23 protein-coding genes are annotated in these 25,141 nt (G+C 52.0%); 14 read left to right on the top strand and 9 right to left on the bottom strand.

All coding sequences use genetic code 11. The features are described 5' to 3' along the window. Window positions 1-68: 68 nt before the first annotated feature. Window positions 69-944 carry an alpha/beta hydrolase gene (locus B3007_RS09840; protein ID WP_068435159.1) on the top strand — a complete coding sequence of 292 codons (876 nt, stop codon included), beginning with the start codon at window positions 69-71 and terminating at the stop codon, window positions 942-944. A 71-nt stretch (window positions 945-1,015) separates the two neighbouring features. Here the strand turns inward: B3007_RS09840 and B3007_RS09835 are convergent, their stop codons facing one another. Together B3007_RS09835 and B3007_RS09830 are read right to left on the bottom strand one after the other, a co-directional pair. Next, complete coding sequence (locus tag B3007_RS09835; protein ID WP_068435161.1) at window positions 1,016-2,794, bottom strand: sodium:solute symporter family protein; 1,779 nt, start codon at window positions 2,792-2,794, stop codon at window positions 1,016-1,018. A 12-nt stretch (window positions 2,795-2,806) separates the two neighbouring features. Further along, window positions 2,807-3,076, bottom strand: coding sequence for a DUF4212 domain-containing protein (locus tag B3007_RS09830; protein WP_068435164.1), 270 nt, complete (start codon window positions 3,074-3,076; stop codon window positions 2,807-2,809). A 162-nt stretch (window positions 3,077-3,238) separates the two neighbouring features. Here B3007_RS09830 and B3007_RS09825 point away from each other — a divergent pair, with 162 nt between their 5' ends. Next, window positions 3,239-3,880 (top strand): MarC family protein, encoded by a 642-nt coding sequence (locus B3007_RS09825; RefSeq protein WP_068435166.1) that lies wholly within the window; start codon window positions 3,239-3,241, stop codon window positions 3,878-3,880. Here B3007_RS09825 and B3007_RS09820 read toward each other — a convergent pair. After that, complete coding sequence (locus tag B3007_RS09820) at window positions 3,800-6,133, bottom strand: efflux RND transporter permease subunit (protein WP_068435168.1); 2,334 nt, start codon at window positions 6,131-6,133, stop codon at window positions 3,800-3,802. The genes B3007_RS09825 and B3007_RS09820 overlap by 81 nt on opposite strands. Before the next feature lie 125 nt (window positions 6,134-6,258). Between B3007_RS09820 and B3007_RS09815 the strand changes: the two genes are divergently transcribed. Then, a complete protein-coding gene (locus B3007_RS09815) occupies window positions 6,259-7,638 on the top strand; it encodes a deoxyguanosinetriphosphate triphosphohydrolase (protein WP_301378131.1) in 1,380 nt (459 codons plus the stop codon). On the opposite strand, the gene B3007_RS09810 is transcribed toward B3007_RS09815, so the two are convergent. Beyond that, the gene (locus B3007_RS09810; RefSeq protein ID WP_068435170.1) at window positions 7,626-8,642 is read right to left on the bottom strand and encodes an alpha/beta fold hydrolase; all 1,017 of its coding nucleotides are present in this window, start codon (window positions 8,640-8,642) and stop codon (window positions 7,626-7,628) included. The two genes, B3007_RS09815 and B3007_RS09810, sit on opposite strands and share 13 nt — an antisense overlap. 180 nt (window positions 8,643-8,822) lie before the next feature. Here B3007_RS09810 and lepB point away from each other — a divergent pair, with 180 nt between their 5' ends. The 5 genes from lepB to B3007_RS09785 all read left to right on the top strand — a co-directional run bounded on the left by lepB (window position 8,823) and on the right by B3007_RS09785 (window position 13,661). Then, window positions 8,823-9,653, top strand: coding sequence for a signal peptidase I (gene lepB, locus B3007_RS09805; RefSeq protein ID WP_068442025.1), 831 nt, complete (start codon window positions 8,823-8,825; stop codon window positions 9,651-9,653). 274 nt (window positions 9,654-9,927) lie between these two features. Beyond that, window positions 9,928-10,323 (top strand): glutaredoxin family protein, encoded by a 396-nt coding sequence (locus B3007_RS09800; protein ID WP_068442029.1) that lies wholly within the window; start codon window positions 9,928-9,930, stop codon window positions 10,321-10,323. 143 nt (window positions 10,324-10,466) lie between these two features. After that, on the top strand, window positions 10,467-12,518 hold the full coding sequence (locus tag B3007_RS09795) for a M6 family metalloprotease domain-containing protein (protein ID WP_301378130.1): 2,052 nt from the start codon (window positions 10,467-10,469) through the stop codon (window positions 12,516-12,518). Window positions 12,519-12,547: 29 nt separating this feature from the next. Continuing rightward, a complete protein-coding gene (gene rrtA / locus B3007_RS09790; RefSeq protein ID WP_068442035.1) occupies window positions 12,548-13,144 on the top strand; it encodes a rhombosortase in 597 nt (198 codons plus the stop codon). Further along, complete coding sequence (locus tag B3007_RS09785; protein ID WP_068442038.1) at window positions 13,116-13,661, top strand: NUDIX domain-containing protein; 546 nt, start codon at window positions 13,116-13,118, stop codon at window positions 13,659-13,661. Before rrtA ends, B3007_RS09785 begins: the two co-directional genes overlap by 29 nt. Before the next feature lie 58 nt (window positions 13,662-13,719). Here the strand turns inward: B3007_RS09785 and B3007_RS09780 are convergent, their stop codons facing one another. Continuing rightward, window positions 13,720-14,865 carry an AraC family transcriptional regulator gene (locus B3007_RS09780; RefSeq protein ID WP_068442040.1) on the bottom strand — a complete coding sequence of 382 codons (1,146 nt, stop codon included), beginning with the start codon at window positions 14,863-14,865 and terminating at the stop codon, window positions 13,720-13,722. A gap of 133 nt (window positions 14,866-14,998) precedes the next feature. Continuing rightward, window positions 14,999-15,697, bottom strand: coding sequence for a hypothetical protein (locus B3007_RS09775; RefSeq protein WP_068442042.1), 699 nt, complete (start codon window positions 15,695-15,697; stop codon window positions 14,999-15,001). A 253-nt stretch (window positions 15,698-15,950) separates the two neighbouring features. On the opposite strand from B3007_RS09775, the gene B3007_RS09770 reads away from it, so the two are divergent. Then, window positions 15,951-16,358 (top strand): STAS/SEC14 domain-containing protein, encoded by a 408-nt coding sequence (locus B3007_RS09770; RefSeq protein WP_076514102.1) that lies wholly within the window; start codon window positions 15,951-15,953, stop codon window positions 16,356-16,358. A gap of 51 nt (window positions 16,359-16,409) precedes the next feature. On the opposite strand, the gene B3007_RS09765 is transcribed toward B3007_RS09770, so the two are convergent. After that, the gene (locus tag B3007_RS09765) at window positions 16,410-17,285 is read right to left on the bottom strand and encodes a MaoC family dehydratase (protein ID WP_068442048.1); all 876 of its coding nucleotides are present in this window, start codon (window positions 17,283-17,285) and stop codon (window positions 16,410-16,412) included. A 178-nt stretch (window positions 17,286-17,463) separates the two neighbouring features. On the opposite strand from B3007_RS09765, the gene B3007_RS09760 reads away from it, so the two are divergent. The 4 genes from B3007_RS09760 to B3007_RS09745 all read left to right on the top strand — a co-directional run bounded on the left by B3007_RS09760 (window position 17,464) and on the right by B3007_RS09745 (window position 20,783). Next, window positions 17,464-18,483 carry an AraC family transcriptional regulator gene (locus tag B3007_RS09760; protein ID WP_245820023.1) on the top strand — a complete coding sequence of 340 codons (1,020 nt, stop codon included), beginning with the start codon at window positions 17,464-17,466 and terminating at the stop codon, window positions 18,481-18,483. A 131-nt stretch (window positions 18,484-18,614) separates the two neighbouring features. Next, on the top strand, window positions 18,615-19,715 hold the full coding sequence (locus tag B3007_RS09755) for a DUF5610 domain-containing protein (protein WP_068442055.1): 1,101 nt from the start codon (window positions 18,615-18,617) through the stop codon (window positions 19,713-19,715). A gap of 103 nt (window positions 19,716-19,818) precedes the next feature. Further along, window positions 19,819-20,073: a glutaredoxin family protein gene (locus B3007_RS09750; protein ID WP_068442127.1), complete on the top strand. Its 255-nt coding sequence runs from the start codon at window positions 19,819-19,821 to the stop codon at window positions 20,071-20,073. Continuing rightward, window positions 20,070-20,783: a hypothetical protein gene (locus tag B3007_RS09745; protein ID WP_068442058.1), complete on the top strand. Its 714-nt coding sequence runs from the start codon at window positions 20,070-20,072 to the stop codon at window positions 20,781-20,783. The genes B3007_RS09750 and B3007_RS09745 overlap by 4 nt, the downstream gene beginning before the upstream one ends. Before the next feature lie 83 nt (window positions 20,784-20,866). Here the strand turns inward: B3007_RS09745 and B3007_RS09740 are convergent, their stop codons facing one another. Beyond that, window positions 20,867-21,136: a ComEA family DNA-binding protein gene (locus B3007_RS09740; RefSeq protein ID WP_068440315.1), complete on the bottom strand. Its 270-nt coding sequence runs from the start codon at window positions 21,134-21,136 to the stop codon at window positions 20,867-20,869. A 197-nt stretch (window positions 21,137-21,333) separates the two neighbouring features. Further along, window positions 21,334-24,063 carry a type I DNA topoisomerase gene (gene topA, locus B3007_RS09735; protein WP_297530611.1) on the bottom strand — a complete coding sequence of 910 codons (2,730 nt, stop codon included), beginning with the start codon at window positions 24,061-24,063 and terminating at the stop codon, window positions 21,334-21,336. A 260-nt stretch (window positions 24,064-24,323) separates the two neighbouring features. Here topA and B3007_RS09730 point away from each other — a divergent pair, with 260 nt between their 5' ends. Further along, complete coding sequence (locus B3007_RS09730; protein WP_301378129.1) at window positions 24,324-25,112, top strand: hypothetical protein; 789 nt, start codon at window positions 24,324-24,326, stop codon at window positions 25,110-25,112. Window positions 25,113-25,141: the final 29 nt, after the last annotated feature.

The following is a 25,141-nucleotide window of genomic DNA, read 5'->3' as shown; positions in this document are numbered from 1 at the left end:
CGAGGGCCGGCTTTTTGTATTTCTGATCTGGTTGATGTCGGATCTTTTACTCCTCAGGTTCAGAGTTAATGAAAAAATTGATCTGGCTCCCCATAGCCTCGATCTTAAGTGCATGTAGCCCATTGGGCCTCGTGAACGGAATTTCGAACGTTTACAACGCAGATCTTCGTAAAGACATCGCTTACGGTGAGCATGAACGCCACAAGCTCGATCTGTACCTTCCTGAGAAAAAAGAACGTCGTCCACCGGAAGAGAAGACACCAGTTATTCTCTTTTTTTATGGCGGCAGCTGGAATAGTGGCTCGCGCAGTGACTACCGTTTTGTCGGCCGGCGACTGGCCAGTGAAGGCTATATTGTCGCCGTTGCTGACTACCGTCTCTATCCGGAAGTGCGTTACCCCGAGTTTCTGTACGACAGCGCGGGAGCCGTCCGTAAGTTATCCGAAATAATCCGTTCCGGAGATCTTCAGGCATACAACCCTGACTCTAGAATGACTTTGGTTGGGCACAGTGCCGGAGCCTACAATGCGGCCATGATGGCACTGGATAAGACCTGGCTTGGGCGTGAGAATCTTGATCGTTCAGACGTCTTAAATGGCTGGGTAGGCATTGCCGGACCATACGATCTTTATCCGATCAAAATCGAAGAGGTGAAGCCTGTATTCTTTCATCCGGATTATCCGCCAGACTCAAATCCGATAGAGTTTGCTTCCGAGGCTGTCGTTCCCGCGCTGCTTCTGGTTCCAGAAGATGATGACCTGGTTGACCCGCAAAGAAACAGCTTTGCCATGGCAGACAAGCTTCAGGAAGCTGGTAAAGATGTCGCTATTCAGCAACTGGAAGGTACGTCCCACGTGACGATTATCGGTACCATGTCACCACTGTTGTTTTTTAAGGCAAGCAGTGCTGAGCCTGTTATCGAATTTGTCGAAACGCTGCGCTAACAGGCGATTGAAGATCCAAAAAAAAGCCCCGGCACTGCCGGGGCTTTTTTTGTGTAGAACCACTGCTTTAATCAGTGATCCTGAGCGCCTCCTGCACCTTTCGGTACGCGGATGTCTTCAACCATCTTACGGATATCGTCAGGCACAGGTGCCGTCATGTTCGATACCACAAAGGCCACGATGAAATTGAGCAGGGCACCAAGTGCACCAAACGCCTCTGGAGCAATACCAAGGAACCAGTTATCCGGAGTATTCGCCAGCAGTTCAGTGCCAGGAATAAACAGGAAGCCCTTGTAGCTGAAGATGTAGAGCAGTGTGCTCAGCAGGCCTGTCAGCATACCGGCGATTGCACCTTGCTTGTTCACCTTCGTCGAGAAGATACCCATCATCAGCACTGGGAAGATCGAGGAAGCAGCCAGACCGAAGGCCAGAGCCACTACCTGTGCTGCGAAACCCGGAGGGTTCAGGCCAAGGTAGCCCGCCACCAGAATTGCACCGGCCATCGCGATACGCGCTGATAAGAGCTCGCTCTTCTCACTGATGCCTGTCATAAAGGTACGCTTCAGCAGGTCATGAGAGATCGCTGTTGAGATCGCCAGAAGCAGGCCGGCAGCGGTCGACAGTGCAGCGGCAAGACCACCGGCAGCGACGAGAGCAATCACCCAGTTCGGCAGCTTCGCGATTTCAGGGTTGGCCAGTACCATGATGTCACGGTCGACTTTCACCATCTCGTTACCTTTCCAGCCGTACTCAGCTTCTGCTTTTGCAGCAAACTCAGCATTGCCATCGTTGTAGTACTGAATACGACCATCACCGTTCTTATCTTCGAACTGCAGCAGGCCGGTATTTTCCCAGTTCTTGAACCAGTCAGGACGTTCTTCATACACCAGGTTGCCTTGTGGGTCACCGACTTCACCATGTTGAATAGTGTTGGTCAGGTTCAGACGAGCCATAGAACCTACCGCAGGCGCAGTGGTATACAGGATCGCAATGAACAGCAGAGCCCAGCCAGCAGAGGTACGTGCGTCGCTCACTTTAGGTACAGTGAAGAAACGAATGATGACGTGTGGCAGACCGGCTGTACCCAGCATCAGAGACAGCGTATACATCATCATATTGAAGGTACCACCTTTCTGAGCCGTGTATTCCGCAAAACCCAGGTCAACCAGCGTCTGGTCGAGTTTCAGCAGCAGCGGTGTACCGTCAGCCGTGTCACCGATCAGGCCCAGCTGAGGCAGAGGGTTACCGGTCAGGTTCAGTGAGATAAAGACCGCAGGGACGGTGTAAGCGAAAATCAGTACACAGTATTGCGCGATCTGTGTATAGGTAACACCTTTCATACCACCGAGTACGGCGTAGAAGAATACGATTGCCATACCTGAATACAGGCCGGTCGCGTAGTCCACGTCGAGGAAGCGGGAGAAGGCCACACCGATACCTTTCATTTGACCAATTACGTAGGTCAGCGAAGCGACGATCAGACAGATCACTGCCACGATACGGGCGGTGCTTGAATAGAAACGGTCACCGATAAAGTCAGGCACAGTGAACTTACCGAACTTACGCAGGTAAGGTGCAAGGCAGAGTGCCAACAGCACATAACCACCGGTCCAGCCCATCAGAAAGATAGAGGCGTCGTAGCCTTTAAAGGCAATCAGACCCGCCATGGAGATAAATGACGCGGCTGACATCCAGTCCGCGGCCGTTGCCATACCGTTGGCGACCGGGTGAATACCGCGGCCAGCCGCATAGTACTCACCTGTCGTTCCGGCGCGAGCCCAGATAGCGATACCGATGTAGAGTGAGAACGTCAGTCCCACTACGATATAGGTTAAGGTTTGCAGATCCATATCAGGCTCCTCTTATTCGTCATCATCAACGCCGAACTCACGGTCGAGTTCGCGCATTTTTTTGGCGTAGAAAAACACAATGCCAAGGAACACATAGATGGACCCCTGTTGTGCGAACCAGAAGCCAAGGCCAACGCCACCGACTGGAATTGCGTCCAGCACAGGGCGTAACAGAATGCCGAATCCGTATGAAACGACTGCCCAGATCACCAGCAGTACGAACATCAGATTCAGGTTTTTACGCCAATAGGCCTTTTTGTCTTCATCAGATCGGAAAGCCATAACCCACTCCTCGTTTTTATTGGTACTTCACCAAACTAGCCTTGAGGGATGTCGCAGAACAGCTAGACCTTGGTATTAACGCCCGGATTACGGGCATTCACTGGAGTCGACTTTGGGGGAGTGCTAGAGTCAAAGTTGAACAGGATAAAACAAGGTTGAGTTGTGCTAGAAATCGCTGCAATCACACTGGCCACGCTGTTTGCGACGGTCAGTCCGATTGATATTTCCGCTATTTTTGCGGCGTTAACATCTGAATATTCGGATCAGAAACGTAAGAAAACGGCGATCCGGTCTGTTGTGGTTGCGACTATAGTCTTACTCATTTTCGCCATCCTGGGTGAGGCCTTGTTGTCCGTTCTGGGAATTTCGATGGCCTCATTACGTACTGCCGGTGGCATTATTTTGCTGTTGATTGGCATCGAAATGGTGTTTGCGAGGACTTCGGGGGCCAGCAGTACAACCGAACTTGAGGACGAAGAAACACAGGAGCGTCAGGATGTTTCTGTGTTCCCCATGGCATTGCCTCTGATTGCCGGGCCCGGAAGTATGGGGGCCGTTATGCTGATGATGGCCCACGCCAGCGATATTTATCAGCAAGCCACCGTGGTTGTGTGCATTCTGGCCATTATGATTCTGACGTTGATCTGTCTGTTTGCTGCAACTCCGATTACCCGCTTGCTGGGGGTAACCGGAATGCATGTGATTATGCGGGTAATGGGGGTATTACTGTGCGCTCTGGCCGTTCAGTTTATCTTTGACGGCATCATCGAGAGTGGATTGCTGGCGCCGGTCCACCAGGAGTAGCAGTGGCGGCAACAGCAGAAAGTCGATGATCAGTGCAACGGCAATAGTCAGTGCCAGTAAGAGTCCCATCGCCCGGCTTGGCTGGAAGTGTGAAAACTCCATAACGGTGAAACCACCGACCAGAATTGCTGACGTGATTAGCAAGGCGACGCCGACTGTCTGGAAGGCATACCGAATCGCATCCTCGACATTCCGACCCAGAGTCACGCGCGCGTAGTTGTACTTACTCAGAAAATGCACGGTATCGTCGACGACGATCCCCAAAGAGAGGCAGGCAACCACTGAGGTGGCGGTGTCGACGTGTCCCACCAGAATACCCCAGAGCCCATAGGCCATCAGAGCAGGGAAAACATTCGGCACCATGCTGATGACGCCAAGACGGAACGAGCGCAGCGCGGCAACCATCAATAACGAAATCAATACCAATGCCAGTGCCGTTCCTTCCAGCATCGACGATACATTACGGTGTGTCAGGTTGGCGAACACCACATCCAGACCCGTTGTCTCGGTAATATTAAGCAGTGGCGCATGTGTCTTTGCCCACTCGACCGCGCGTGCTTCCAGCTCCCGGATACTCGCTGAGTCAGTGCGCTCAAGCGTCGCGCTGAGTCGAGTCGCACTGCGGTTACTGGTCATGGTCGTTTCAAGTCCCAGCCCCATTGGTAAAGACAGCTCATACAGCAGAAGGTACTGTGCCGCAGCTTCGGATGATTCAGGTATCCGAAACCACTCATCATTATTCTGATGCAGATTTTTATTCAGGCGTTTGATGGTGTCAGTCAACGAGCTGACATGGACGACACCGGGTTGTTGTTCCAGCCATTGATCAAATCCATCCAGCTGATGTAAAAAATCGACTTGATTAATACCATCATTTTTCTGTGAGTCGGCGACAAAGTAGAGAGCATGAAGCCCCTTCAGTGACTTATCGATATTGTCGACGGTCCGCCGGACTTCGAATGATTCATCAAAAAATTCATGCCAGCGCTCGGTAATAATATTGCGGTTGGCCATAGTGGCACAGCCAGCGACGACCGCCAGCATGACAATGAAGAGTACTTTGTGATGGCGTATAACTCTGTCAGCGAAGGTATCCATCCAACGGTGCTGGCCCTTTGATTTAAAGCGGTCTGGCGCCGGCAGTATCGTTAACGCTGCGGGTAAAAATGTAATGGTCAGGGCCCAGGCGACCATGACGCCGACGGCGATCATATTCCCCATATCGCGGTAGGGGGGAGAATCGCTGGTGTTCAGAGCGAGGACGCCGACCATGGTGGTAATGCTGGTAATAAATACCGGCGCAAAATTAATCCGTAAGCTATTCAGCAGCGCCTCACGTTTTTCTTCACCTTCACGTAAGTGAAAGTAATACGACACCAGAATATGAATGGTATCTGCGACGGCGATGGTCATGATGGCAGTAGGCACAAAACCCGTAGGGGGAGTGAGTGTATATCCCGCCCAGCCGAATAAACCCATAGTGATCAGGACCGACATGCCAATAAGCGCCGTGACCAGAACGACGCCTGAAATGGTTCTGAGCATAACCAGCATAATGACCAGCATCACAGCAAAAGATATGACCAGTAGCGAGCTGATGTCCTGACCGATGGCTTCACCCATAGTCACATTGGACGTTGCAGAGCCGCCTAGCTCGATCAGAAACCCTGGGTAATCCGGGCGTGTAGAATCGAGAAGTTGCCGTGCGGCGTCGACGGCGTCCAGTGAGGCTTGTGAGGATTCTCCATCCGGTAAAAAGAGCGTAAGGTTTATTCCGGTAACTTCACCGTTTTCACTGATGGTTTTTAGTACCAGGTCGGAGTGATTGATGGCTTTTTGTTGAAGCTCAGATAAGTTTTCTGGCAACTCATCCATGCGGTAAAAATTATCGATAATCAGTTCATCGCCATCGACATCCGTATTCTGAAAATTATGAAGTGAATCGACACGCTGTACGTGCGGCAGCGTCCAGGCCTCCTCTGTAAGTAGTTCAATAAGGCTCAGACCTTCTTCTGAAAACAGAGATTGATCGACAGAAGACACGAGAATATAAAGATTATCCTGTCGGGAAAATCGTTTCTCCATAGCTTCAAAGGCGCGTAATTCAGGGTTTTTTTCGCTGAAATACGCGCGAAAGTCGCTGGTGAATGTCAGCTCTTTAACGCCACTGCCAGTAGCAATAAGAGCCAACAGAACAGTAAACAGAGTAATAAGGGGGTTACGAAGTATCAGTTCAAAGTAACGATTCAGCATGTCGCCTGCTTAAAGAATATAGAATTTTTTCTGAGCATAACGGTGATCAGTGCATGAGCAAGGTGATTAAGGGACATATAACTGCAAGCCAGCGCTGAGTGACGTTATACTCCGGAGTACAAGCCATGTCAGTGAAGTTGTTTATGGAATCTCAGGAAAAATCGCAATCGGGCCAGAGAATGAGCTGGGAACGCCTGTTCTCTCCGATCCGCTTTGGTGAACATCAGGGCAGCCTGGCGCTTGAGAGTGGCCGGACGCCATTCCATAAAGATTACGACCGAATAATCTTTTCTTCAGCTTTCCGTCGTCTCGACAGAAAAACTCAGGTGCATCCGCTGAGTGAGAATGATCATGTTCATACGCGACTGACACACAGCCTGGAAGTTGGTTGTGTAGGGCGTTCGCTGGGTATCCGAGTAGGGCAGATGCTGGGTAAGCAGTTGCCCGGTCATGTGGATGCCAGTGACGTCGGTGCTATGGTTCAGGCCGCGTGTCTGGCTCACGATATCGGTAACCCTCCGTACGGACATACGGGGGAAGATGCTATCCGGCATTTTTTTGTCGATCCCCGTAATGCGCATTTTCTTGAGGGGCTCAGCCCTGATGAAGCTGCTGATCTGCAGACCTATGAAGGTAATGCTCAGGGCTTCCGTATTGTTACTCAGGTGGAGTACCACAGATTTGAGGGAGGTATGCGTCTGACTTACGGGACACTTGGCGCTTTTCTCAAATATCCGTGGACGGTCGACTATGTTGTGCGCGGCGAGGAAAAGAAATTCGGCTGTTTTAATACGGAGCTGCCGGTTCTGAAAGAGGTCGCTTCCAGTCTGGGGTTGTTGCCGACAGGTAAAAACGCCTGGTGCCGCCATCCCCTGGTGTATCTGCTCGAAGCAGCCGACGACATCTGCTACGGCCTGATTGACCTTGAGGACGGTATTGAGCTTGGCTTGCTGCGGTATGAGGAAGTGGAGAACCTGATTCAGCCACTTCTGATTGAGCAGTGGGAGGTAATCCTCGATGACCTTGAGAAAGCAGATAACCCTCGTCGTCGCCTGCAGATGTTACGTGGTCAGGCGATGGAGGCCATGGTTAATGCTGTGGCAAGCGCGTTCATCCGCCAACAGGAGGCTTTGCTGACGGGAACACTGGAGGGCAGCATTATTGATTATTGCCCGGACGAGGTCCGGAATCTGGTTGGCGGAGCCAAGCAGATGGCGCGGGAGCGAATTTTTAACGACAGTCGCAAGCTTGCGATCGAGGTCGGGTCCTATGCCACTCTGTCTGTGTTACTGGAAAACTTTCTGGGTGCTGTGCGCGAGAATGTTCAGACAGGCAAGGCGACATTCCGTAACCGGCGGATCATTGAGCTGATGGGACGGTCAGCCCCGGGCGCTGACTGGACCTTGTATGAAGCCTACATGCGGGCACTCGACTACATCTCAGGCATGACCGACAACTACGCCGCAGAAATGGCGCGTCAGTTCAGTGGATATCAGCCGGACTGATCCGGCTTATCCAGTGGCTCGAGCCATTCCATCGGGTCACTGCTGTCTTCATTGGCTGCCTTCTTCGAGGGAATTTCAGTACGCTTTTTCTTCTTCAGCTTTTGCTGCCACTCCGTGTTTGCACGGTTCAGGTGCTTGATCAGTAAGCGACTCAGTTTTGGCACCAGAGCCTCAGGAAAGTCGTGCCCCATGCCAGTAATCACCCTTAGTTTGGCTTTGGATATCAGCGAGGCTGTTTCGATGCCCATGGTGACCGGAATCAGTGGGTCATCAGCACCATGAATCACCAGGGTGCGTGCTTTTATCTTCTGCAGCAGGCGTCGGCGGTCACCGGCGTGAGTGATTGCTACGAGCTGGCGTTTAAAGCCCAGAGGGCTCGATGTCCGCTCCCAGCTGGTTTCTGCCAGACGTTGTATTTCTGCTTCTGACATGGGGTAGCCGGGGCTGCCTATCACCTCGCTCATCCGGGTGATGTATCGGAAGTGCTCATCTCTGTTGCGCTGTAAAGGCCGTCGGGCGAGTTTAAGCATTACCTGTAATTGGCTTACTGGCACTTTTGGCGCTGACGCTGACGACATGATGGAGGTCAGGCTTCGGACCCGTTTGCGTTTCTTCGCTGCCAGAATCTGCGCAATCATACCGCCCATCGAGGCGCCGATGAGATGAGCGCTGGGCAGTCCAAGTTCATCCATCAGGGCTACCACATCGCGGGACATATCCTTGAGGGTATACGGGACGCGCGGCTTACGGTTCAGACGGCGTCCCAGCCACACCCGGATAAGACTTGGGTTGCCGTGCTCGTCGAGAGAGGTCGATGCTCCTGTGTCACGGTTATCGAAGCGGATGACGCGAAAACCGGCGTCGACTATACGCTGACACAGTGAGGTTGGCCATACGTGCATCTGCGCTCCCAGTCCCATAATCAGGATGACGGGCGGCGCATCTTCTGGCCCCATGGATTCGTAGGCCAGCTCTATACCATCTCGAGTACATATTCGGGTCATTAGGACGTTACCTGGCCTGAGCGTGTTTCAGGCCTTATTCGGGTGGCTATCAATTACACCGCCAGTTAGAATGCCAGACCTAACAGCGGACAGACACGCCTGCAAATCTGCGTCCTCAGCAGTGTTGCATGGGCCGACCTCTAGTCTAGCGTAAGCCTGCAGCAGGAATATGACACTTTTATGGAACTTGATTTACCCCTGATTCTCATGGTGGCCACGGGCCTGACGGGTCTTGTCGTATTGGTTGATCGACTTTTTCTTCGCCGTAAACGTCAGCAGCGTGTTGATGCGCTGGAGCAAAGCGGTGCATCTCAGCAGAATATCCTCGAAGCAACGAAAGAGCCGTTTCTGATTGACCAGTCCCGGCAGTTCTTTCCTGTGCTGGCACTGGTCTTTGTCTTGCGTTCGTTTGCGTTTGAGCCCTTTCAGATACCTTCAGGCTCCATGGAGCCCGGCCTTCAGGTCGGTGATTTTATTCTGGTCAGTAAGTTCAGCTATGGCCTGCGGGTGCCGGGGAACGGGTCTACTATTATTCCTGTAGATCAACCTCAGCGTGGTGACGTTATGGTGTTTTTCCCACCGGAAGACTCGCGTTACTTCATTAAACGCGTTATCGGTTTGCCGGGTGACCACATCGTTTACAAGGATCTGCGTTTGACTATCAACGGTGAGCCTGTGCCGACAGAAGTATTGGGCGGCAAACCTGCCTATGCGCCGACCATGGTGCTCGGTGAAGAGACCATGGACAACGCGACCCCTGTGGTTAAGTGGCTGCCCGGGCGTGATCGGGAGACAGGGCAGGCTGCACTCTGGGGTGGTCCTGAAGGTGAGTGGACGGTTCCTGATGGCCACTACTTTATGATGGGCGATAATCGCGGCAACAGCGGAGACAGCCGTATGTGGGGCTTCGTACCGGAGAAGAACATTGTGGGTAAGGCGGTGGCTGTCTGGATGCACTGGGAATCCTGGACGAGCCTGCCATCGTTCGACCGTGTCAAAGTGATTGAGTAATGGCGAAAAAGAAACCATGCAAGTTCTGCCAGCGGTCGCGCTGGCTTCTTGTGGTCACTATGTTGGCCATGATGCTCGGTGTGGTTTTAGTTAATCATTCGACCTTCGGCGCATAATTGACCGAAATTGAATAAATATTTTCCTCAAGGGGTAGTAATCCTTACGCCCATGAATAGAATGCCCGCAGTTGGTGAGCAAAGATGCTTACCGGCACAGGGTTGGCCAGCAGAGCCCTGTTTTTTCAGAATCAGACCATAGGTCCCATGACGCAGTTATGAATCTGACGAGACATATCAAAGGCAAAACACTCGGTCTGGTAGACCGATTCCTTCCGGTTAAGCCGATCGAGCGACCTGCAGAAGAACAGACTCTGCTGAATCGCGAATCCCGCAGAATGCACCTTTACTATTCCAGGCAGTGCCCATCGTCGATATCGGTTAAGCGCTATTTAGAGAGAGCCGGGCTGCATCCAGTGACCAAAGAAGTCGAACGCGCTGATGCCTATCGCAATGAATTGGTGAAAGGCGGCGGTGAGAGCCGGGTTCCCTGTCTGAGAATATGTACCCGAAGTGGCGATCGTTGGATATACAGCCCTGAAGCCATTATTAACTACCTCGAAAAACGTCTGGGAAAACTGGGTACATGTCAGTCCCCGAAGGCGCCTCTATAAGTAAATGATCAATTGTTCAGTTAACGCAATCTGTTAAGTGTTGTGGTCTGGTACCGCAATTGTGTGAAACTGTTACACCCGCCTGAAAAAGTGGCCTGACACGTCTAGAGTTAAAGCGAAGACGTTTTTACCGGGCCTTCTCAATGATTCGAATCATTTTCCTCAGTCTGTTCCTCACTGGGTGGCAGCTGGGGCATGCTCAGACTCCGCCTGCTCTGGAGTGGGCGGATCTGCACTTGCTGAACGGCGATAGCCACAGGGTTATGCTGTTAGGCTCTCGTTCCGCGCCTTACATGATGCTTGAGGACGGGCGTTATCTTGTCGAACAGCAGGGTATTTATTATCTTGCGCGTCTGCAGAACAATCGTTACGCCACAAGTACAGGGGAAGAATTCGGCCGGTCAGCATCCTATCAGGAGCCTGAGGAGAAGGAAGCACGCCAGGCGAGCAGTACTGTCAGCGCTCAAGCCAATCCTCCTGTGCGAACGCCATACCGCTACGAGGGAGGTGCCTTCGAACAGCCGCTGGTTGTTATTCGTGTGGCTTTTTCGGATCAGGGTTTTGAATACAGTGATGCTGAGATATCGGCACGAATTTTCGGTTCCAGCGACAGCGTTTCATCGTATTTCTTTGAAGGATCAGGGCAGCAGTTCCGCATAGTGCCTGCGAGTGAGTCAGACGGTACCAGCGGCGATGGCATAGTTCGTATGACACTCAGTAGCGCACACCCTGACTTCGGTTCTTCCTACGGAACACAAAGCCGTAATCTGGTCACGTCGGCGGTCCAGGCATTGGGCGGCAAAATTAATCTCAGCTCGTATGATCGTAACGGTGATTCCTGGCTGGATCCATCGGAGCTGGGTGTCATTGTACTTGCGGCCGGTTTCGAGCAGGCGTACGCGAGTTCGGCTACAACCCATCCTAGAGTCTGGGCCCACAAGTCTTCGGTGCCTGCAGTAAACACCGGCGGTGTCTGGATTTCTGAATACACCATGTTTGGCGAGCAGCACGAGCAACATATGGCGACGATTGGTCTGATGGCTCATGAACTCGGTCACCTGCTGTTTGATCTGCCTGACCTATACGAGAGCATCGGCCTCGGAGAGTCGATCGGTCGCTGGGGATTGATGAGCTTCGGTATCTGGAACTCTGGCGGTGGCAAAGCAGGAGATAAGCCGGCGCACCTGATAGGTTGGTCACGAGAGTTTCTGGGGTTTACTGACAGTGTGTCGGATACGGGGGGGATTTTCCTCAATTCAGCCAGTGACGGTGGTGAAGTGCTGCGTATTGATCTTGATGAGTATCGTCATGGCAAGCGCCTGATGGTCGAGAACCGAACTCGTCAGGGCTTTGACAGTGGCTTGCCTTCACCAGGTTTGATGATTACAAAGATAGATGATTGGCGAGGGTTCGGGTCATTGTCCAGCCTGACTGCGCGACACTCCCAACGTCTGGTGATCGCCGAAACCACGCATACCGGCTCGAATATAGTGACCGACAGTAGCGGCATCATGATAGAAAGCGCCTCTTCTGTAACTCTGGCTGATGGCAGGGTGACTTTGACGGCCGTCGCCTCAGGCGATCGTGCTCAGTTGAACGTGCAGTCCAGTATCAAACCAAAAGGCTTTGCTATTGGCTATGACGAACTTCCGGCGAACGCAACCTGGGGTGCCTATGGTGGTGACGGTTATGCGCTGGTAACTGTGCCTGTGAGTAGTGATGTACTGAGTATTGATGGCATCGACTTTTACGCTCATGGTTCTGGTACCGTTGAATTCGGCCTCTACACCAGCGCTTCGCGGTATTCGGGTGAAGGACGTCTGGTGGAGAAGACGAGCAGTGTCCAGGAGGGCTGGAATCGTCTGCTGTTTGATTCTCCGCCTGAAATTCCGGTCGATACTATTTACCTTCAGATCATTAGTGAGCCTTCGGGTCAACATGCCCCCTTCCTGGTTGATATTCAGGGGACTCCCAGTGGAAAAACCAAAGTCAAAGAAAGGCTGGATTATGCCTTCGCGGACGCTAGCTTTGACCTGAGCGTGAAGCTGCTCGTCAGTAGCAGCGATCAGCCAATTGAGCGCGCCCCTGCGACGGCCAGTTCTTCCTCGTCTTCGTCATCTGGTGGCGGTGGCTCAATGGGCTTGTTGTGTCTGGTACTTAGTATCGGGCTGCTGAGAAGACGACCTGTTCGGTGATACACTGCCTCTTTTTCAGAGGCTTTTTCGTGCGAAACTATCTGGCCTGGTCCGTATGGATAGGTATCGGGCTTATATCCGTTATTGTCTTTGGTGCTGGTGTCTCAGCCACTGAACACCTGCGTTTTGACCGTGTAGCGATTGAAGCGGGAGAGTGGTGGCGACTGCTTTCTGCTCACTTTGTGCATCTTTCTTCCGGTCATCTCTTCCTCAATCTCGCGGCACTCGCCCTCGCTGCTTATGTCACTTCACCCTCGGCATCACTGCGTCTGCAGCTTCTCGCGTGGGGTTGGCTGTGTCTGGTGACTGGTGTCGGCTTATTTATCTTTGCTGACGACCTTTACTACTACGTTGGCCTCTCCGGTGCTCTTCACGGTGCTATGTTGGTCGCGATTGCTCCATCGCCGTATTATTCACCGAAAGTTCGCCTGATTGTCGTTCTGGTTATTGTTGTCAAAGTGATCTGGGAACAGACTGGCTTCTACGATGACATGGCAAACTCAGAGATGGTGGGTGGAAGAACCGAAGCAAGGTCGCATATGTTTGGTGCAATTGCAGGCCTTGTTTGGATTGCAGTATCACAGAGTTGGAAATACTATGAGCGAAGAAAATCCCTGGAAAACTAAGTCTGTTACAACGACTTATGAAAACCCCTGGATTAAGGTGGAGCATCATGACGTTCTGAATCCCGCTGGTAATCCGGGGATATACGGAACAGTGAGCTTTAAGAACAGAGCCGTAGGCGTTGTTCCTATCGCCGACAACGGCGACACCTGGCTGGTGGGGCAATACCGGTTTCCTCTGCAGGAATATCATTGGGAGATCCCGATGGGCGGCGCTCCTAAGGGAGAGTCCGCCGAGGATTGCGCACTCAGAGAGCTTCGTGAAGAAAGTGGACTCATTGCAGAGTCACTTACGCCAATCGGGCGAGTGCACTTAAGTAACTGCATCACAGATGAAGAAGGTCTGCTGTTTGTCGCACGCGGGCTCACCGAAGGGCCGAGTGACACGGAAGAAACCGAAGTGCTGACGGTGCGACGCCTGCCGTTTGAGGAGGCGTTTCAGATGGCACAGGATGGTCGTATCACGGATGTGCTGTCAGTGCTGGCTCTTACGCGCATCCGTCTGGCTGGAATCGCCTGATCGCGACGAATGATCAGGCGGTACAACTCACTGATAAGGGACCGTCGCCAACCCTTTATCAGTGGACGAGTGCGACTTTCTGGCGGAATCTCTGTCGATATTGAGCCGGTGACATATTCATCTCTTTGATGAATATCCGGTCCAGAGTTCTGCGTCCTGAGAGACCGATATTGAGAGCAATCTGCTCAATTGGATCTTCCGAGTCGGTCAGCATCTTCTTCGCCATTTCCAGGCGAACCTGAGTAACGATCTGTTTCAGCGAGGTATCCTCGCGGTGCAGGTGTCGGTTCAGAGTCCGGGCGCTGATATGAAAGTATCCCGCTACTTCCTGTTGGTTGGCGTTCAGACGAACCTTCTCTTGCAACAGGGCTTTGCGAATGCGGTCAGCCAGGGAGCCGGACCGGGCCAGTTTACGGTATTGCTCTTCGACTTCCCGTTTCATCATATTAAGGATGTGCGGGTTGGTGTTATGTAGCCCCTCATCCAGTGCCCCTGCAGAAAGCAGGATAGCGCACTCTCCGGAGTTGTAATTCAGCTTCGCATTCCATAACTGCGCCTGAGCCTGCTGATATTGGGTTGCAGGATAGGGCAGGTTAATGCCAAGCAAATTCAGTCGATTACCGCACAGTTGACGCATCCAGTTGAGCAGAACACTGAGCATCAGCTCAGAGCGGTGGCGCTGATCAGACATGTACGCAGACTCGCCGACAGGCAGCTTCACCTTGATGGTGCCCTCGCGGGTACGCGTGACATTGATTTCGAGGAGATCGCTCAGCAGGGGAGCAAACTTCTCCATATAGTAGAGTGCTTCGCGCAGAGTATTGCTGCATAGAAACAGATTCTGTAACTGACAACTGCTCTGAGTATTAAACTTGTGCGGCGGGTGAACACACAGCGCTTCATTGCCTGACTGACGGATCAGTTTTGCAATGACATGGTCTGCATCTTCAACCGGAATCCGGCAATCATTATCTTTGAGCTGTTTAACGACGCGCTGTATATCAGCATCCTGCTCGGCCAGCTGATCAATCGACCGGATACCTGAGTTCTCGATCACCGGGCGGATTAACGCTGCTGAGACGTAACCTTTATCCATGTTCATACGCTGGTAACTATTATTGGGATTGTTGTTATTCAACGTCTGCTTTGCCGGACTTTCCTGGTCCCACAGCAGACAACCATTGCATGGTATACCGGGTGACAAAAATTGTCACCTGTTACCTCGAGTAGCACTTTGTAGGCAGCGAGGTACAAACCGGCCTATACGACATCAAATGAAACCCTTAGTTCCCTAAGGGTTATCAATTGTTTGTAGACAAGTTACGCCAATCTATTGATCAGAATTCGTACTGTAGACCGAGGCTGTATAGAAAGAAGCTGGTAGGCTCAATATAAAAGCTGTCGAGAGAGGTGGACTCAATCTCTGCGCGAACATTCAGGCCCGCCCAGGGATTCCACAGGAGGCCGGCACCGGTGATGAGTTCTACGCCGGATGTTTCATTCTTACCAGCATCTTGCTTAAGGCCATACGTGCCGTCACCATAGTATGTGATGCGGGTTTTCTCGACATCAGCCATCCATGCACTGGCGCCGCCTTTGATAAAGAAGTCCAGTGTTTGGGTGTACTCAAAGTTGTAGCGCAGGTTCACCAGGATACTGCGCGCCTGATAGCTTTCGGGGCCAGTGTAGATAGTTTCACCCGGGATGCCATTATCATTGCTGTTGCGGTCGGTATCTCCCTGACTGGCGCCGCTCAGTAGTGGGGCGATCGTCGGGTCATCCTCAACCAGAATTGGTGAAGGGTCTTTATATGACATTTCACCAAAGTCCATCAGGCCGAACTCCAGAGACAGGTTCTCGGTAATGTTAGGACCGAAAACGATTTTTGCTGCGAAATCTGTTTCGTCGATGTCACTGGTCTGGATGTATGACCCAGTCATCCCCAGAAATCCCCCAAAGCTTTCTGGTTCAGCAGCACTGGCTGTAACACCAGATATTGCCAGAGTGAGCGCTGTCAGTGTGGCAGAGATACGCATGATGTATATCCATTCTTGTTATTGTTGGGCCATCTTCCCACTAAAACTCGTTCAGGTTTCAGTAGTCGGCAGTACACCGCATAATAACAATGATGTGATTAACTTACAGTCCCCAGAGCGCATTATTTAACCTGTTTTGAAGATTGTCTTCCGAAGTTGGTATTTAATAATGAGAAAGTGCATCCGGATGGTTTTCATTTTCGCTATTTCACGATAGGTTGAGGTCATTCATTTTTTTATAACTGATTAAAATATGACAATTCGAGACACTGGCGCAGGGGCCGCGCCGGAAATAAGAGTTGAAAATGATATTGTGGTACATGACCTGAGCGGGATCAGCCACTTAAGTCTCGAGTTAATGCGCACTCTTTATAAGCAGCGTGTACATAGAGTAGGTAAGTCACCTAAGTCTGTCGCCATCATCGCTTCGGATGTTCTGACTGTTGATTTCGAAGTTCAGATATACGCCTCGAACCCACTGGTGCAAGCCTCGACGCAGGCTGTCGCAGTGATCGGTGATTCTTTTATGCTGCAACATCTGACATCGATGTTTCTTTCCTACCACGCGCCTTCTTATCCCGTCAGGCTTTTCGGCAATATTGGTGATGCCATGCGGTGGTTGTCTTGTGGAAACGCAGAGAGCGCTGAAGAGGAAGCCTGAGCGGCAGAGGACAGCTAAGCGCCCGGCCAAGACCGGGCACTTAAGTTCGGTTTACAGGGCTTTAATGTAGCCTGCAAGGTGAACGTCGTCGTTACGGGTCGCTGCCACTTCAAAATCAATTTCCTGACCTTTTTTACCTGAGTGCAGCTCTACTTTTGCCGGCAAGAAAATCGGACGTTTAAATTCAACGTAGATTTCTGCGGCATCGGACCCCAGCATTTTGTGAACACTTGCAGCGGCGCGTCCTTTGGTCCACATACCGTGTGCGAGGTGGCGTTTGAAGCCGAATGCCTTGGCAGCGATTACGCCCCAGTGAATTGGGTTTGGATCACCGGCAACCGGGCCGTACTTCAGACCGAGGTTTGATGGCAGCGTCCAGGTTTCACTTTCACTGTATTCAGGGTTCTCAGGAAGCAACTGCTCTGCTTCTTTCTTCTCGATACCTTTGCTTGGCAGCAGCGCCAGATAAGTGCTCAGGCCTTCCCAAACAAGCTCCATGCCGATGCGGATTTCGGTACGAAGGCTGACTTCCAGACCCTTGTGCGTGCGGTTGGAGCCGGCAAAGAACGCACGAACGTCCAGAGCTTCGCCCAATTTGATACCGCGGTGCTGAGTAATCTTATTGGCTACGTGAACCATACCCATGATGCCCAGAGGGAAGGTACGGTGCAGCATCAGCTCCATGTGTAGCTTGAAAGCAGCAACATGTGGGTAAGTGATTGGCAAAAATTCGCTTTTGGTGTCAAAGCCGCAGATGCTGGCGTAGTCTTTGACATTCTTTTTGCTCGGAACGTGGCCGTAAATGACCGCATCCATGTTTGGCAACTCAGGGTTGCGGATGTTTGTGTTGCGCGAAAACGCAGAGCGCACAGTGTGATTTGCGACGCTCGGAAGCTTTTTTAATTCAATACGGGTAGCGTGATACATAAATAAAGTCCTGAAAAAACTCTTTTCTGACACATATCAAGCCAGATAGTAGGCCGGCCAGAGCAGCTCACCATTGGCGCAATCACGCGGGTTCTGCGTCAGATCGGTCAATAAGGCTTGCAGACGGCCGAGTATCTGGCAAAATCGCACTCTCTTCTTTTTGGAATATCAAACACTTATGTCTGGTGGAATGGCTGAATTGCGCGACTCCGGCATTATGATCCAACTGGCGCATCATGCGATGCTGAAGATGGGGATCAATGCTGATGACGTCTGGCAGCGCCTGGGTGTCACACCCGAGGTACTGCAGGACCGCAATCTGCGTACCCCGCATGACGCCCAGATTATTTTCTGGAGCGTGATGGAGGACGTATCCGGTGACCCGGACATTGGTATTCACCTCGGCGAAAACATGCCTGTCTACAAAGGACAGGTGTTGCAGTACCTCTTTTTGTCGAGTCCAACTTTCGGAGAAGGGTTGAAACGGGCGTTGAGTTATCAGCGTCTGTTGAGCGATGCTTCTCAGGCGAGTATTGAGATCGATAGCCATCAGGCATCTGTAAAAGTCGAATCAGCGAGTGACAAAGTGACCGGCCTGCGTCACCTGAATGAATGCATGGTTCTTGGGCTGGTGCGCTTCTTTGAGTATGTGACCGACGAGCAATTCCGCCCGGCAGCAATTGAATTTACGCACCCTGCGCCAGAGAATTGCGAAGAACACCGCCGTATTTTTGATTGCGATGTGCGTTTCGGGTGCAGCGAGAACCGTATCCGGTTTGATGATAGCCTGTTGGATCTGCCGTCACTGCATGCCGAACCTGAGTTACTGCAACTGCATGAAAAACTAGCCAGTGAGCACGTTGCCAAGCTGGAGCGTCAGGACGTCGTCTCGCGCGTGTACAAGGTTTTTGGTGAAGTTCTTGAGACAGGTCAGGTTAACCTTGATGATGTGGCGGGGCGTCTGGACATGAAGCCGCGCACATTAAGAACGCGTCTGACTGAGGCGGGGACCAACTTTAATCAATTGCTCGCGGACTACCGGTGCAACCTGGCCAAGCGCCTGTTGTCGGGTACCGATGAAAGCATTGATGAGATCGTCTACCTCACCGGCTTTTCTGAACCCAGTACCTTCTATCGGGCCTTCAAGCGCTGGACAAATCAGACGCCGGTTGAGTATCGCAACAGCCGTCGTAGCTGATTGATCTGCGCCATCCGGGACAGCACACGCCAACTTAATGTAAATATTCGCTGAACAGGCGGTTTCTACTCAAGAAAGCAGCTCCTTGACCGATATAGAAGTCACACTCATCGGTTACAGCGGAGCTTGCTATGAACATTCCGTCTTTTTCATCATTCTCCAGTGCGGGTTTTCAGAACTTCGGCAAGAGCCTGGGTAATCTCCAGCGGTCTCCACAGGAGTCCACTCAGTCGCAAGGTGCAGCAAATCGTTCGGCTCAGGCCAATAAACCTGCTGAGGTGGCGGATACCAAGTCAGTCCAACCTGTTTCTACGCAAAGTCCGGAAGTCACAGCGACCAATATACTTCGCCATGTCTATCAGAGTGTGGAAGGCCTTCGCGCAGAAGGAGCCTCCGAGGAACGCATTGCTGAACGTCTGGAGGCGGCCCGAGAGGGGATCGCTAAAGGTTATGGTGAAGCGCGTGCAATTCTTGAAGACTTAGGTCGCCTTGATGAGTCTCTGGCAGCCGATATCGATAAGGGCGAAGCGCTCATTGCCGAAGGGCTGAAGCAGATTGAGGCCGGAGAGAAACCAGATTTACTGACACCCAAAGTCCCTGAGCGTGATGACGCTCCGCAAAGCGCAACCCCCACAGGTTTTACTCTTGCTGGCACCAGATCATCACAGAGCCTGTCGCTTGAGGTCGTGACCCGCGACGGTGACAAGGTGACGGTGAATTTTCGTCAGAAAGAGGGTGGCATCAGCCTGACTACGCCGGGAATGAGCCTTACCGCGAGTGCATTTTCCAGCCGGTTTGATATGCAGATTGATGGCAATCTGGATGAAGGAGAGCTTAATGCCCTGCAAACCCTGTTCGACGATGTGGGTAAACTGAGCGAGACTTTTTACGGTGGCGACCTAGGTGCGGCACTCGAAGAGGCCATGCAGCTAGGCTTTGATGGCAATGAACTGGCTTCTATGAGCCTGGAGCTGCGCCAGCGAAGCTTCTCGAGCGTTTCTCGTGCCTACGGGGAATCTGGTCCGTCGTTACCAACGCAGCGCCTTGAGTCGCAGCAGAACATGATTACCGACTACGTCAAGAGCTATACCGAAGCCCTGGATCGCGCGAGACCGCTTGCTGAGCCAAAAGATACCTTGCAGAAAATGCTCGAGGCGCTGGCTCCGGACGAATCTCGGCTGGACGCATTGCGCCAATTTAACGATGGTCTGAGTAAGCTGCTTAATCGTTGATTCTCTTCTAGCCGGATAGAAACCGGCCAACATGTCGCCAGATAGGATTACACGTCTGGCGGCGGTATACTTTCCTACCTGTTTTTATTTCGGTAAACCAACCTTGAGCTACGTTCTTCTTGGTACTTCCGAGTGCCACCTGTGTGATCAGGCTGCTGCAATTGTGACTGAGGGCGCAGAGGGCCTTGCGGTGACCGTATACATTGAAGATATTACCGATATTGAAGGTGGCGTAGATCTTTACGGTCTGCGGATACCGGTCCTTCGTAACGAAATAACGGGCGAAGAACTTAACTGGCCGTTTACGGCACTTGAGGTCCGCGCTTTGTTCAGCGCTTCAGATAAGGAATCAAAATGACCAGAGCATTGTTTTCTGTTTTTGCGGCAGCGGCCTTTTTGACGGGTTGCGCAAGTAACCAATTCTCTCCCAAAGGGGACGCTATTTTTTACGCGCTTCAGGCCGATACCATGATGAATACCTGGCGTTATGAATGCGCTGCGGTTAGTGGTCGCGCTAATTACGCCGCGGAAACTGCACGAGCAGACTGGTGGCAACGCAACGGTGATGCTGTCGAGGCTGCGGACTTCGGTCTCGCTTACAACCTGATTACCGTGACTGATACCCGTCTGGATACGGGAGCCCGGGTCGCCATGGGGCTCACCTGGGAAGTACAGGAACGCGCCGTGCAGACGGTTCGTAACAAGCTCGACGGCGCTTCCGATAAAGAAGCTCTGTGTGTGAAGATCCTTGGAGAATATCAGGCAGGCAAGTGGGATATTAAAGGCTCAGAGGATATTCAGCAGGCTCTAGCCAGTCTGGAGGCTACCGCTGCGAGTGAGCAGGGTACTTACCGTGAGCGCAAAGGCATAGTTGAAACAGCAACTGGTAAGCGTTACGGACGTTCGCTCTACGTTGTTGAAAAGCTGTCTGACCAGCAAAGCTGCGACCGCTCAGGTGTAAGCCTGATTAAAGGTGAGTGGCCTTACGAAATCTACAACGTTGAGTGTGATGATCAGCCTCTGAGTATTGTGCGTTGCGAGTGGGGTCGTTGCACTTTCGTTGAATAAGCTCCAGAGAGCTTGGGTTAAAAATATAAATAAAAGTAAAAAGGAGGCCGTAGCCTCCTTTTTATTGCCTGATTTTTCAGGTTTTACTCGAGGCTCAGCAATGGGCGGTTAGACTTCAGAATCGATTCGCCAATCCCTTTGACTTGAGTAAGGTCTTCGACCTTGCTGAACTCACCATGCTCGTTGCGGTGAGCAACGATGGCTTCTGCTTTCGTTTTACCAACGCCTTTTAATTCGCTGAGCTCTTCAGCAGAGGCTGTGTTGATATTGACCGGGCCGTTTGGCTCTTCGGCATGAACTGAAGAGAAGGCCAGGGAGATGGCAAGAGCGAAGAGAGCAATAAATCCTTTCATTTTTTATGTTTCCTTTTGTGATATCCGAAACCTGCGAACAGGTAAGTAGTTCTCTGAACTCAGAGACTTTCAGACTACCAGTGAGAAAACGATGAAAGATATAAGAAGAAATTATTAAAAAAAGGCCGCATTTAAGGCCTTTTTATGGGGCTTAAGGCGCCTTGATAGCACCTTTGGCCGTTCTTGTTGCAAGTGGCTTATTCAGCAGACTTTTTATCCGCCGCTTTTTTAGCCGCTGCCTTCTTAGCGGTAGTTTTCTTCGCAGCGGTTTTTTTCGTTGCAGCTTTTTTCGGGGCCGCTTTTTTCTTTTCAGTGATGTTCCACTGTTTGCCGTCCCAGGTTGCGCTCCAGCCGGTCGCTTTCCCTTCGCTTTCCGTCATCACGTATTGTTCTTTGGACTTACGGCTGTAGCGAATAATGGTCGGATTGCCATCGCTGTCTTTTTCCGGCGCACTCATCAGGAAGTGGTACTTAGGATCGATCTCATCTTTGTGAGGAATGATCTCTGATACCAGTGGTGCACGGGTTTCACGTTTGCGTGGGAACTGGCTGGCTGCGAGGAAAAGACCGCTGGCACCGTCACGTAGTACGTAGGTATCTTCCACTTTTTCGCATTGCAGCTCCGGCATCGGGACCGGGTCCATCTTAGGCGGCGCAGCTTCACCGTTTTTCAGCAGTTTACGCGTGTTCTTACACTCGTCATTAGTGCAGCCAAAGTACTTACCAAAGCGGCCAGACTTGAGCTGCATTTCAGAACCGCACTTGTCGCACTCGAGCGTTGGACCGTCGTAACCTTTGATGCGGAATTGACCTTCCTCAACTTCGAAGCCTTCGCAGTCCGGGTTATTGCCGCAGATGTGTACTTTGCGTTTTTCATCCAGCAGGTAACTTTCCATGGCGGCATCACAGATCTTACAACGACGCTTATCCATCAGGCGGCGGCTTTCTGCCTCGTCATCTTCGTCAGCGCTGATGACTTCATCACCGGGAATCAGGTTCAGTGTCTGGGTGCAGCGTTCCTTCGGTGGCAGGCTGTAACCTGAGCAGCCGAGGAATACACCGGTAGAACCATTACGAATCTGCATATGGCGACTACAGGTAGGACACTCAATGTCCGTGTCGACAGGATCGTTCGGACGCATGCCATTTTCACTGCCAGCTTCTTCCAGCTTATCGGTGAAGTCGTTGTAGAAGTTGTTCAGTACCGCCTTCCAGTTAGCATCACCGTCGGCGATTTCATCCAGCTTTTCTTCCATCGTGGCAGTAAAGCTGTAGTCCATCAGGTCGGTGAAGTTTTCTGTCAGACGACTGGTGACAATATCGCCCATCTTCTCAGCGTAGAAGCGTCGTCCTTTCAGGCTGACATAACCACGATCCTGAATGGTCGAAATAATCGAAGCATAGGTAGAAGGTCGGCCAATGCCACGCTTCTCGAGTTCTTTAACCAGCGCTGCTTCAGAGAAGCGTGGAGCAGGTTTAGTAAAGTGCTGCTTCGGTTCAAGCTCTTCCAATTTGAGAACATCACCTTCCTGAACGTCAGGGAGCAGAACATCATCGTCGCCCTTGCTGCCAGCAGGTGGCAGTACTTTAAGGTGACCGTCGAAGCGGATGACGCGTCCTTTCGTGCGAAGCTCATAGTCACCAGAGTGGACCGTAACGGTAGTGCTGGTGAATTTGGCATCGTTGGTCTGACAGGCGACAAAGCGGCGCCAGATCAGGTCGTACAGACGCTCGGCGTCCGGCTCCATGGAGGACAGGTCACCGGAACGCAGGCGGACATCAGAAGGGCGGATGGCTTCGTGCGCTTCCTGTGCGCCTTCTTTGCTGCTGTACTGGCGAGGATTATCCGGCAGGTACTCCGCGCCCAGTTTGTCGTTGATGTAGTCGCGAACGCTGGCCACGGCATCCTGGCTGAGGTTCGTTGAGTCCGTACGCATGTAGGTGATGTAACCGGCTTCATACAGGCGCTGAGCCAGTGTCATTGTTTTCTTAACGCTGTAGCCCAGACGGGTACTCGCGGCCTGCTGCAGCGTCGATGTAATAAAAGGTGCCGCAGGGCGGGAACTGGTTGGCTTGTCTTCGCGCTTGGTGACCTTGAAAGGCCCTTTGCGGATGATATCCAGTGCTGACGTTGTATCAGCCTCGTTGTTCGGGCGGAATTCTTTGCCGGCGGCTTTTACCACCTGGGCCCGCAGATCATCGCCACTGTCTGATTTCAGATTGGCAAAGGCTTCCCAGTACTCTTCTGGAATAAAGGCACGAATTTCACGTTCGCGTTCGACAATCAGGCGTACAGCAACGGACTGAACACGCCCCGCAGACAGGCCGCGGGCGACTTTTGCCCAAAGTAGAGGGGAAACCATGAAGCCAACAACACGGTCGAGGAAACGACGCGCCTGCTGAGCATTCACACGGTTGATGTTCAGCTCTGAAGGCTGTTCAAACGCCGCCTGAATAGCCTTCTTGGTGATTTCGTTAAACACCACACGACGGTATGGTTTTGATTCGCTGCCGATAACTTCCCGCAGGTGCCATGCAATGGCTTCCCCTTCGCGGTCCAAATCCGTTGCGAGATAGATCTGGTCGGCATTCTTGGCCAGACGTTGCAGTTCTTCGACGACTTTTTCTTTACCCGGGAGCACTTCGTAGCTGGCTTTCCAGTCGTTATCCGGATCAATACCCATCCGGTTAATCAACTGATCATGAGCCTTCTTCTTTCTATACTCGGCTTTCTCGTCGGGTGACATCTTGCGCGTCAGGGCAGCCTGTCGGGCACGTTCTTTCGGATCTGACTTGGTTGCTCCCCCCGAAGTGGGCAGGTCGCGGATGTGGCCGACACTGGATTTTACGATGAAATCTTTGCCGAGATACTTATTGATCGTCTTCGCCTTAGCAGGCGACTCCACAATCACCAGTGATTTGCCCATAGTCCGTTCAGATACCTTAATAGGGCGCGGGCACAGGATGCCAACGCCTGAAATTCCACTGACCGGCTTGATGAAGTCACCGGACAGGCTCAATTAGGCGACACTTTAAAACCAAAACATGGGGTGAGGTCAAGTCTCATGATCAGCGCAGTAAATCAGCGGACACTCAGAAACTTGCTAAACTTTGGTAGATCAACACCCTTTATTTAACTTTGCCACCTGTTGTCAGGAATAGCACAAAACATACGGAGTTGGAAAATATGTCGGCAATCGGACTGGTTCTGGCGATCGCTGTACCGCTGGCGTTACTCATGCTGGGTGCCGTTGTTTACAACCGTAACCTGCAGAAGAAGCAGGCGAAGCAGAATCAGGCGCGACTGATCCGCCAGAAGGCTGGAGACCTGCTCGAGGCGCTGGAGTACCTGATGCTGGTCGACAGTCACCGCGACATTCAGTCTGCCGTGCTTGAACGGGTGAAAGAGCTGTACGCGCTGGCAGCAAGCCAGGCTGGGGCCGAAGCAGGTAAGGGGGACTTTGATGCTGAACCTTACGAACAGAAAATCAAAGCGGATGGCCCTTTTCGCCGTGTTCTGAAGAGCGACCGCGAGCTGAAATACGGCCGCCGGCAATTCTCGGCAGTGCTCAAAGCACTTACCCTGATGGCAAAAAAGAAGCAGATTTCCGAGACGGCCATGGTCGAGTATCGGCGTTACCTAAAGATGACCCTGCTGGAGCGCGAGGTAGATACATACACCGCTCAGGGCGATGTTGCTGCTGGGCGTGGTGATATAGTGACTGCGGCCAACTATTTCAAAGCTGCGCGTAAACTCCTGATCGAATTTGATATTCAGTTTCCGGAGAAAAACCAGAGGGTGAAGGCCATTGCCGAGAAAACGGCTGCGCTCTATCGCGGTGAGAAAAATGAGGTCCTCGACGAGCCTGAAGGTCCGAACGACAATCTGTCCAAAGCACTGTCAAAGGAGGCTGCAGCGGAGACTAATGAGTTTGGCATGCCTACCGACCCGAGCGCAGTCAAAAAACGCTACTGAAGTGAGATTGAGCCTCCGCTGTGCGAGGT

Source organism: Thalassolituus sp. UBA675, assembly GCF_002297765.1.
Classification (GTDB): domain Bacteria; phylum Pseudomonadota; class Gammaproteobacteria; order Pseudomonadales; family Oceanobacteraceae; genus Thalassolituus.
The sequence above is the reverse complement of the archived record's forward strand: the minus strand, read 5'-3'. Positions and strand labels throughout refer to the sequence as shown.

What these genes read in the sequence shown, in the direction of transcription:
- B3007_RS09840 (WP_068435159.1), top strand. Translation starts at nt 69, where the DNA reads ATGAAAAAATTGATCTGGCTCCCCATAGCCTCGATCTTAAGTGCATGT.
- B3007_RS09835 (WP_068435161.1), bottom strand. Translation starts at nt 2,794, where the DNA reads ATGGATCTGCAAACCTTAACCTATATCGTAGTGGGACTGACGTTCTCA.
- B3007_RS09830 (WP_068435164.1), bottom strand. Translation starts at nt 3,076, where the DNA reads ATGGCTTTCCGATCTGATGAAGACAAAAAGGCCTATTGGCGTAAAAAC.
- B3007_RS09820 (WP_068435168.1), bottom strand. Translation starts at nt 6,133, where the DNA reads ATGCTGAATCGTTACTTTGAACTGATACTTCGTAACCCCCTTATTACT.
- B3007_RS09815 (WP_301378131.1), top strand. Translation starts at nt 6,259, where the DNA reads ATGTCAGTGAAGTTGTTTATGGAATCTCAGGAAAAATCGCAATCGGGC.
- B3007_RS09810 (WP_068435170.1), bottom strand. Translation starts at nt 8,642, where the DNA reads ATGACCCGAATATGTACTCGAGATGGTATAGAGCTGGCCTACGAATCC.
- lepB (WP_068442025.1), top strand. Translation starts at nt 8,823, where the DNA reads ATGGAACTTGATTTACCCCTGATTCTCATGGTGGCCACGGGCCTGACG.
- B3007_RS09800 (WP_068442029.1), top strand. Translation starts at nt 9,928, where the DNA reads ATGAATCTGACGAGACATATCAAAGGCAAAACACTCGGTCTGGTAGAC.
- B3007_RS09795 (WP_301378130.1), top strand. Translation starts at nt 10,467, where the DNA reads ATGATTCGAATCATTTTCCTCAGTCTGTTCCTCACTGGGTGGCAGCTG.
- B3007_RS09785 (WP_068442038.1), top strand. Translation starts at nt 13,116, where the DNA reads ATGAGCGAAGAAAATCCCTGGAAAACTAAGTCTGTTACAACGACTTAT.
- B3007_RS09775 (WP_068442042.1), bottom strand. Translation starts at nt 15,697, where the DNA reads ATGCGTATCTCTGCCACACTGACAGCGCTCACTCTGGCAATATCTGGT.
- B3007_RS09770 (WP_076514102.1), top strand. Translation starts at nt 15,951, where the DNA reads ATGACAATTCGAGACACTGGCGCAGGGGCCGCGCCGGAAATAAGAGTT.
- B3007_RS09765 (WP_068442048.1), bottom strand. Translation starts at nt 17,285, where the DNA reads ATGTATCACGCTACCCGTATTGAATTAAAAAAGCTTCCGAGCGTCGCA.
- B3007_RS09760 (WP_245820023.1), top strand. Translation starts at nt 17,464, where the DNA reads ATGTCTGGTGGAATGGCTGAATTGCGCGACTCCGGCATTATGATCCAA.
- B3007_RS09755 (WP_068442055.1), top strand. Translation starts at nt 18,615, where the DNA reads ATGAACATTCCGTCTTTTTCATCATTCTCCAGTGCGGGTTTTCAGAAC.
- B3007_RS09745 (WP_068442058.1), top strand. Translation starts at nt 20,070, where the DNA reads ATGACCAGAGCATTGTTTTCTGTTTTTGCGGCAGCGGCCTTTTTGACG.
- B3007_RS09740 (WP_068440315.1), bottom strand. Translation starts at nt 21,136, where the DNA reads ATGAAAGGATTTATTGCTCTCTTCGCTCTTGCCATCTCCCTGGCCTTC.
- topA (WP_297530611.1), bottom strand. Translation starts at nt 24,063, where the DNA reads ATGGGCAAATCACTGGTGATTGTGGAGTCGCCTGCTAAGGCGAAGACG.
- B3007_RS09730 (WP_301378129.1), top strand. Translation starts at nt 24,324, where the DNA reads ATGTCGGCAATCGGACTGGTTCTGGCGATCGCTGTACCGCTGGCGTTA.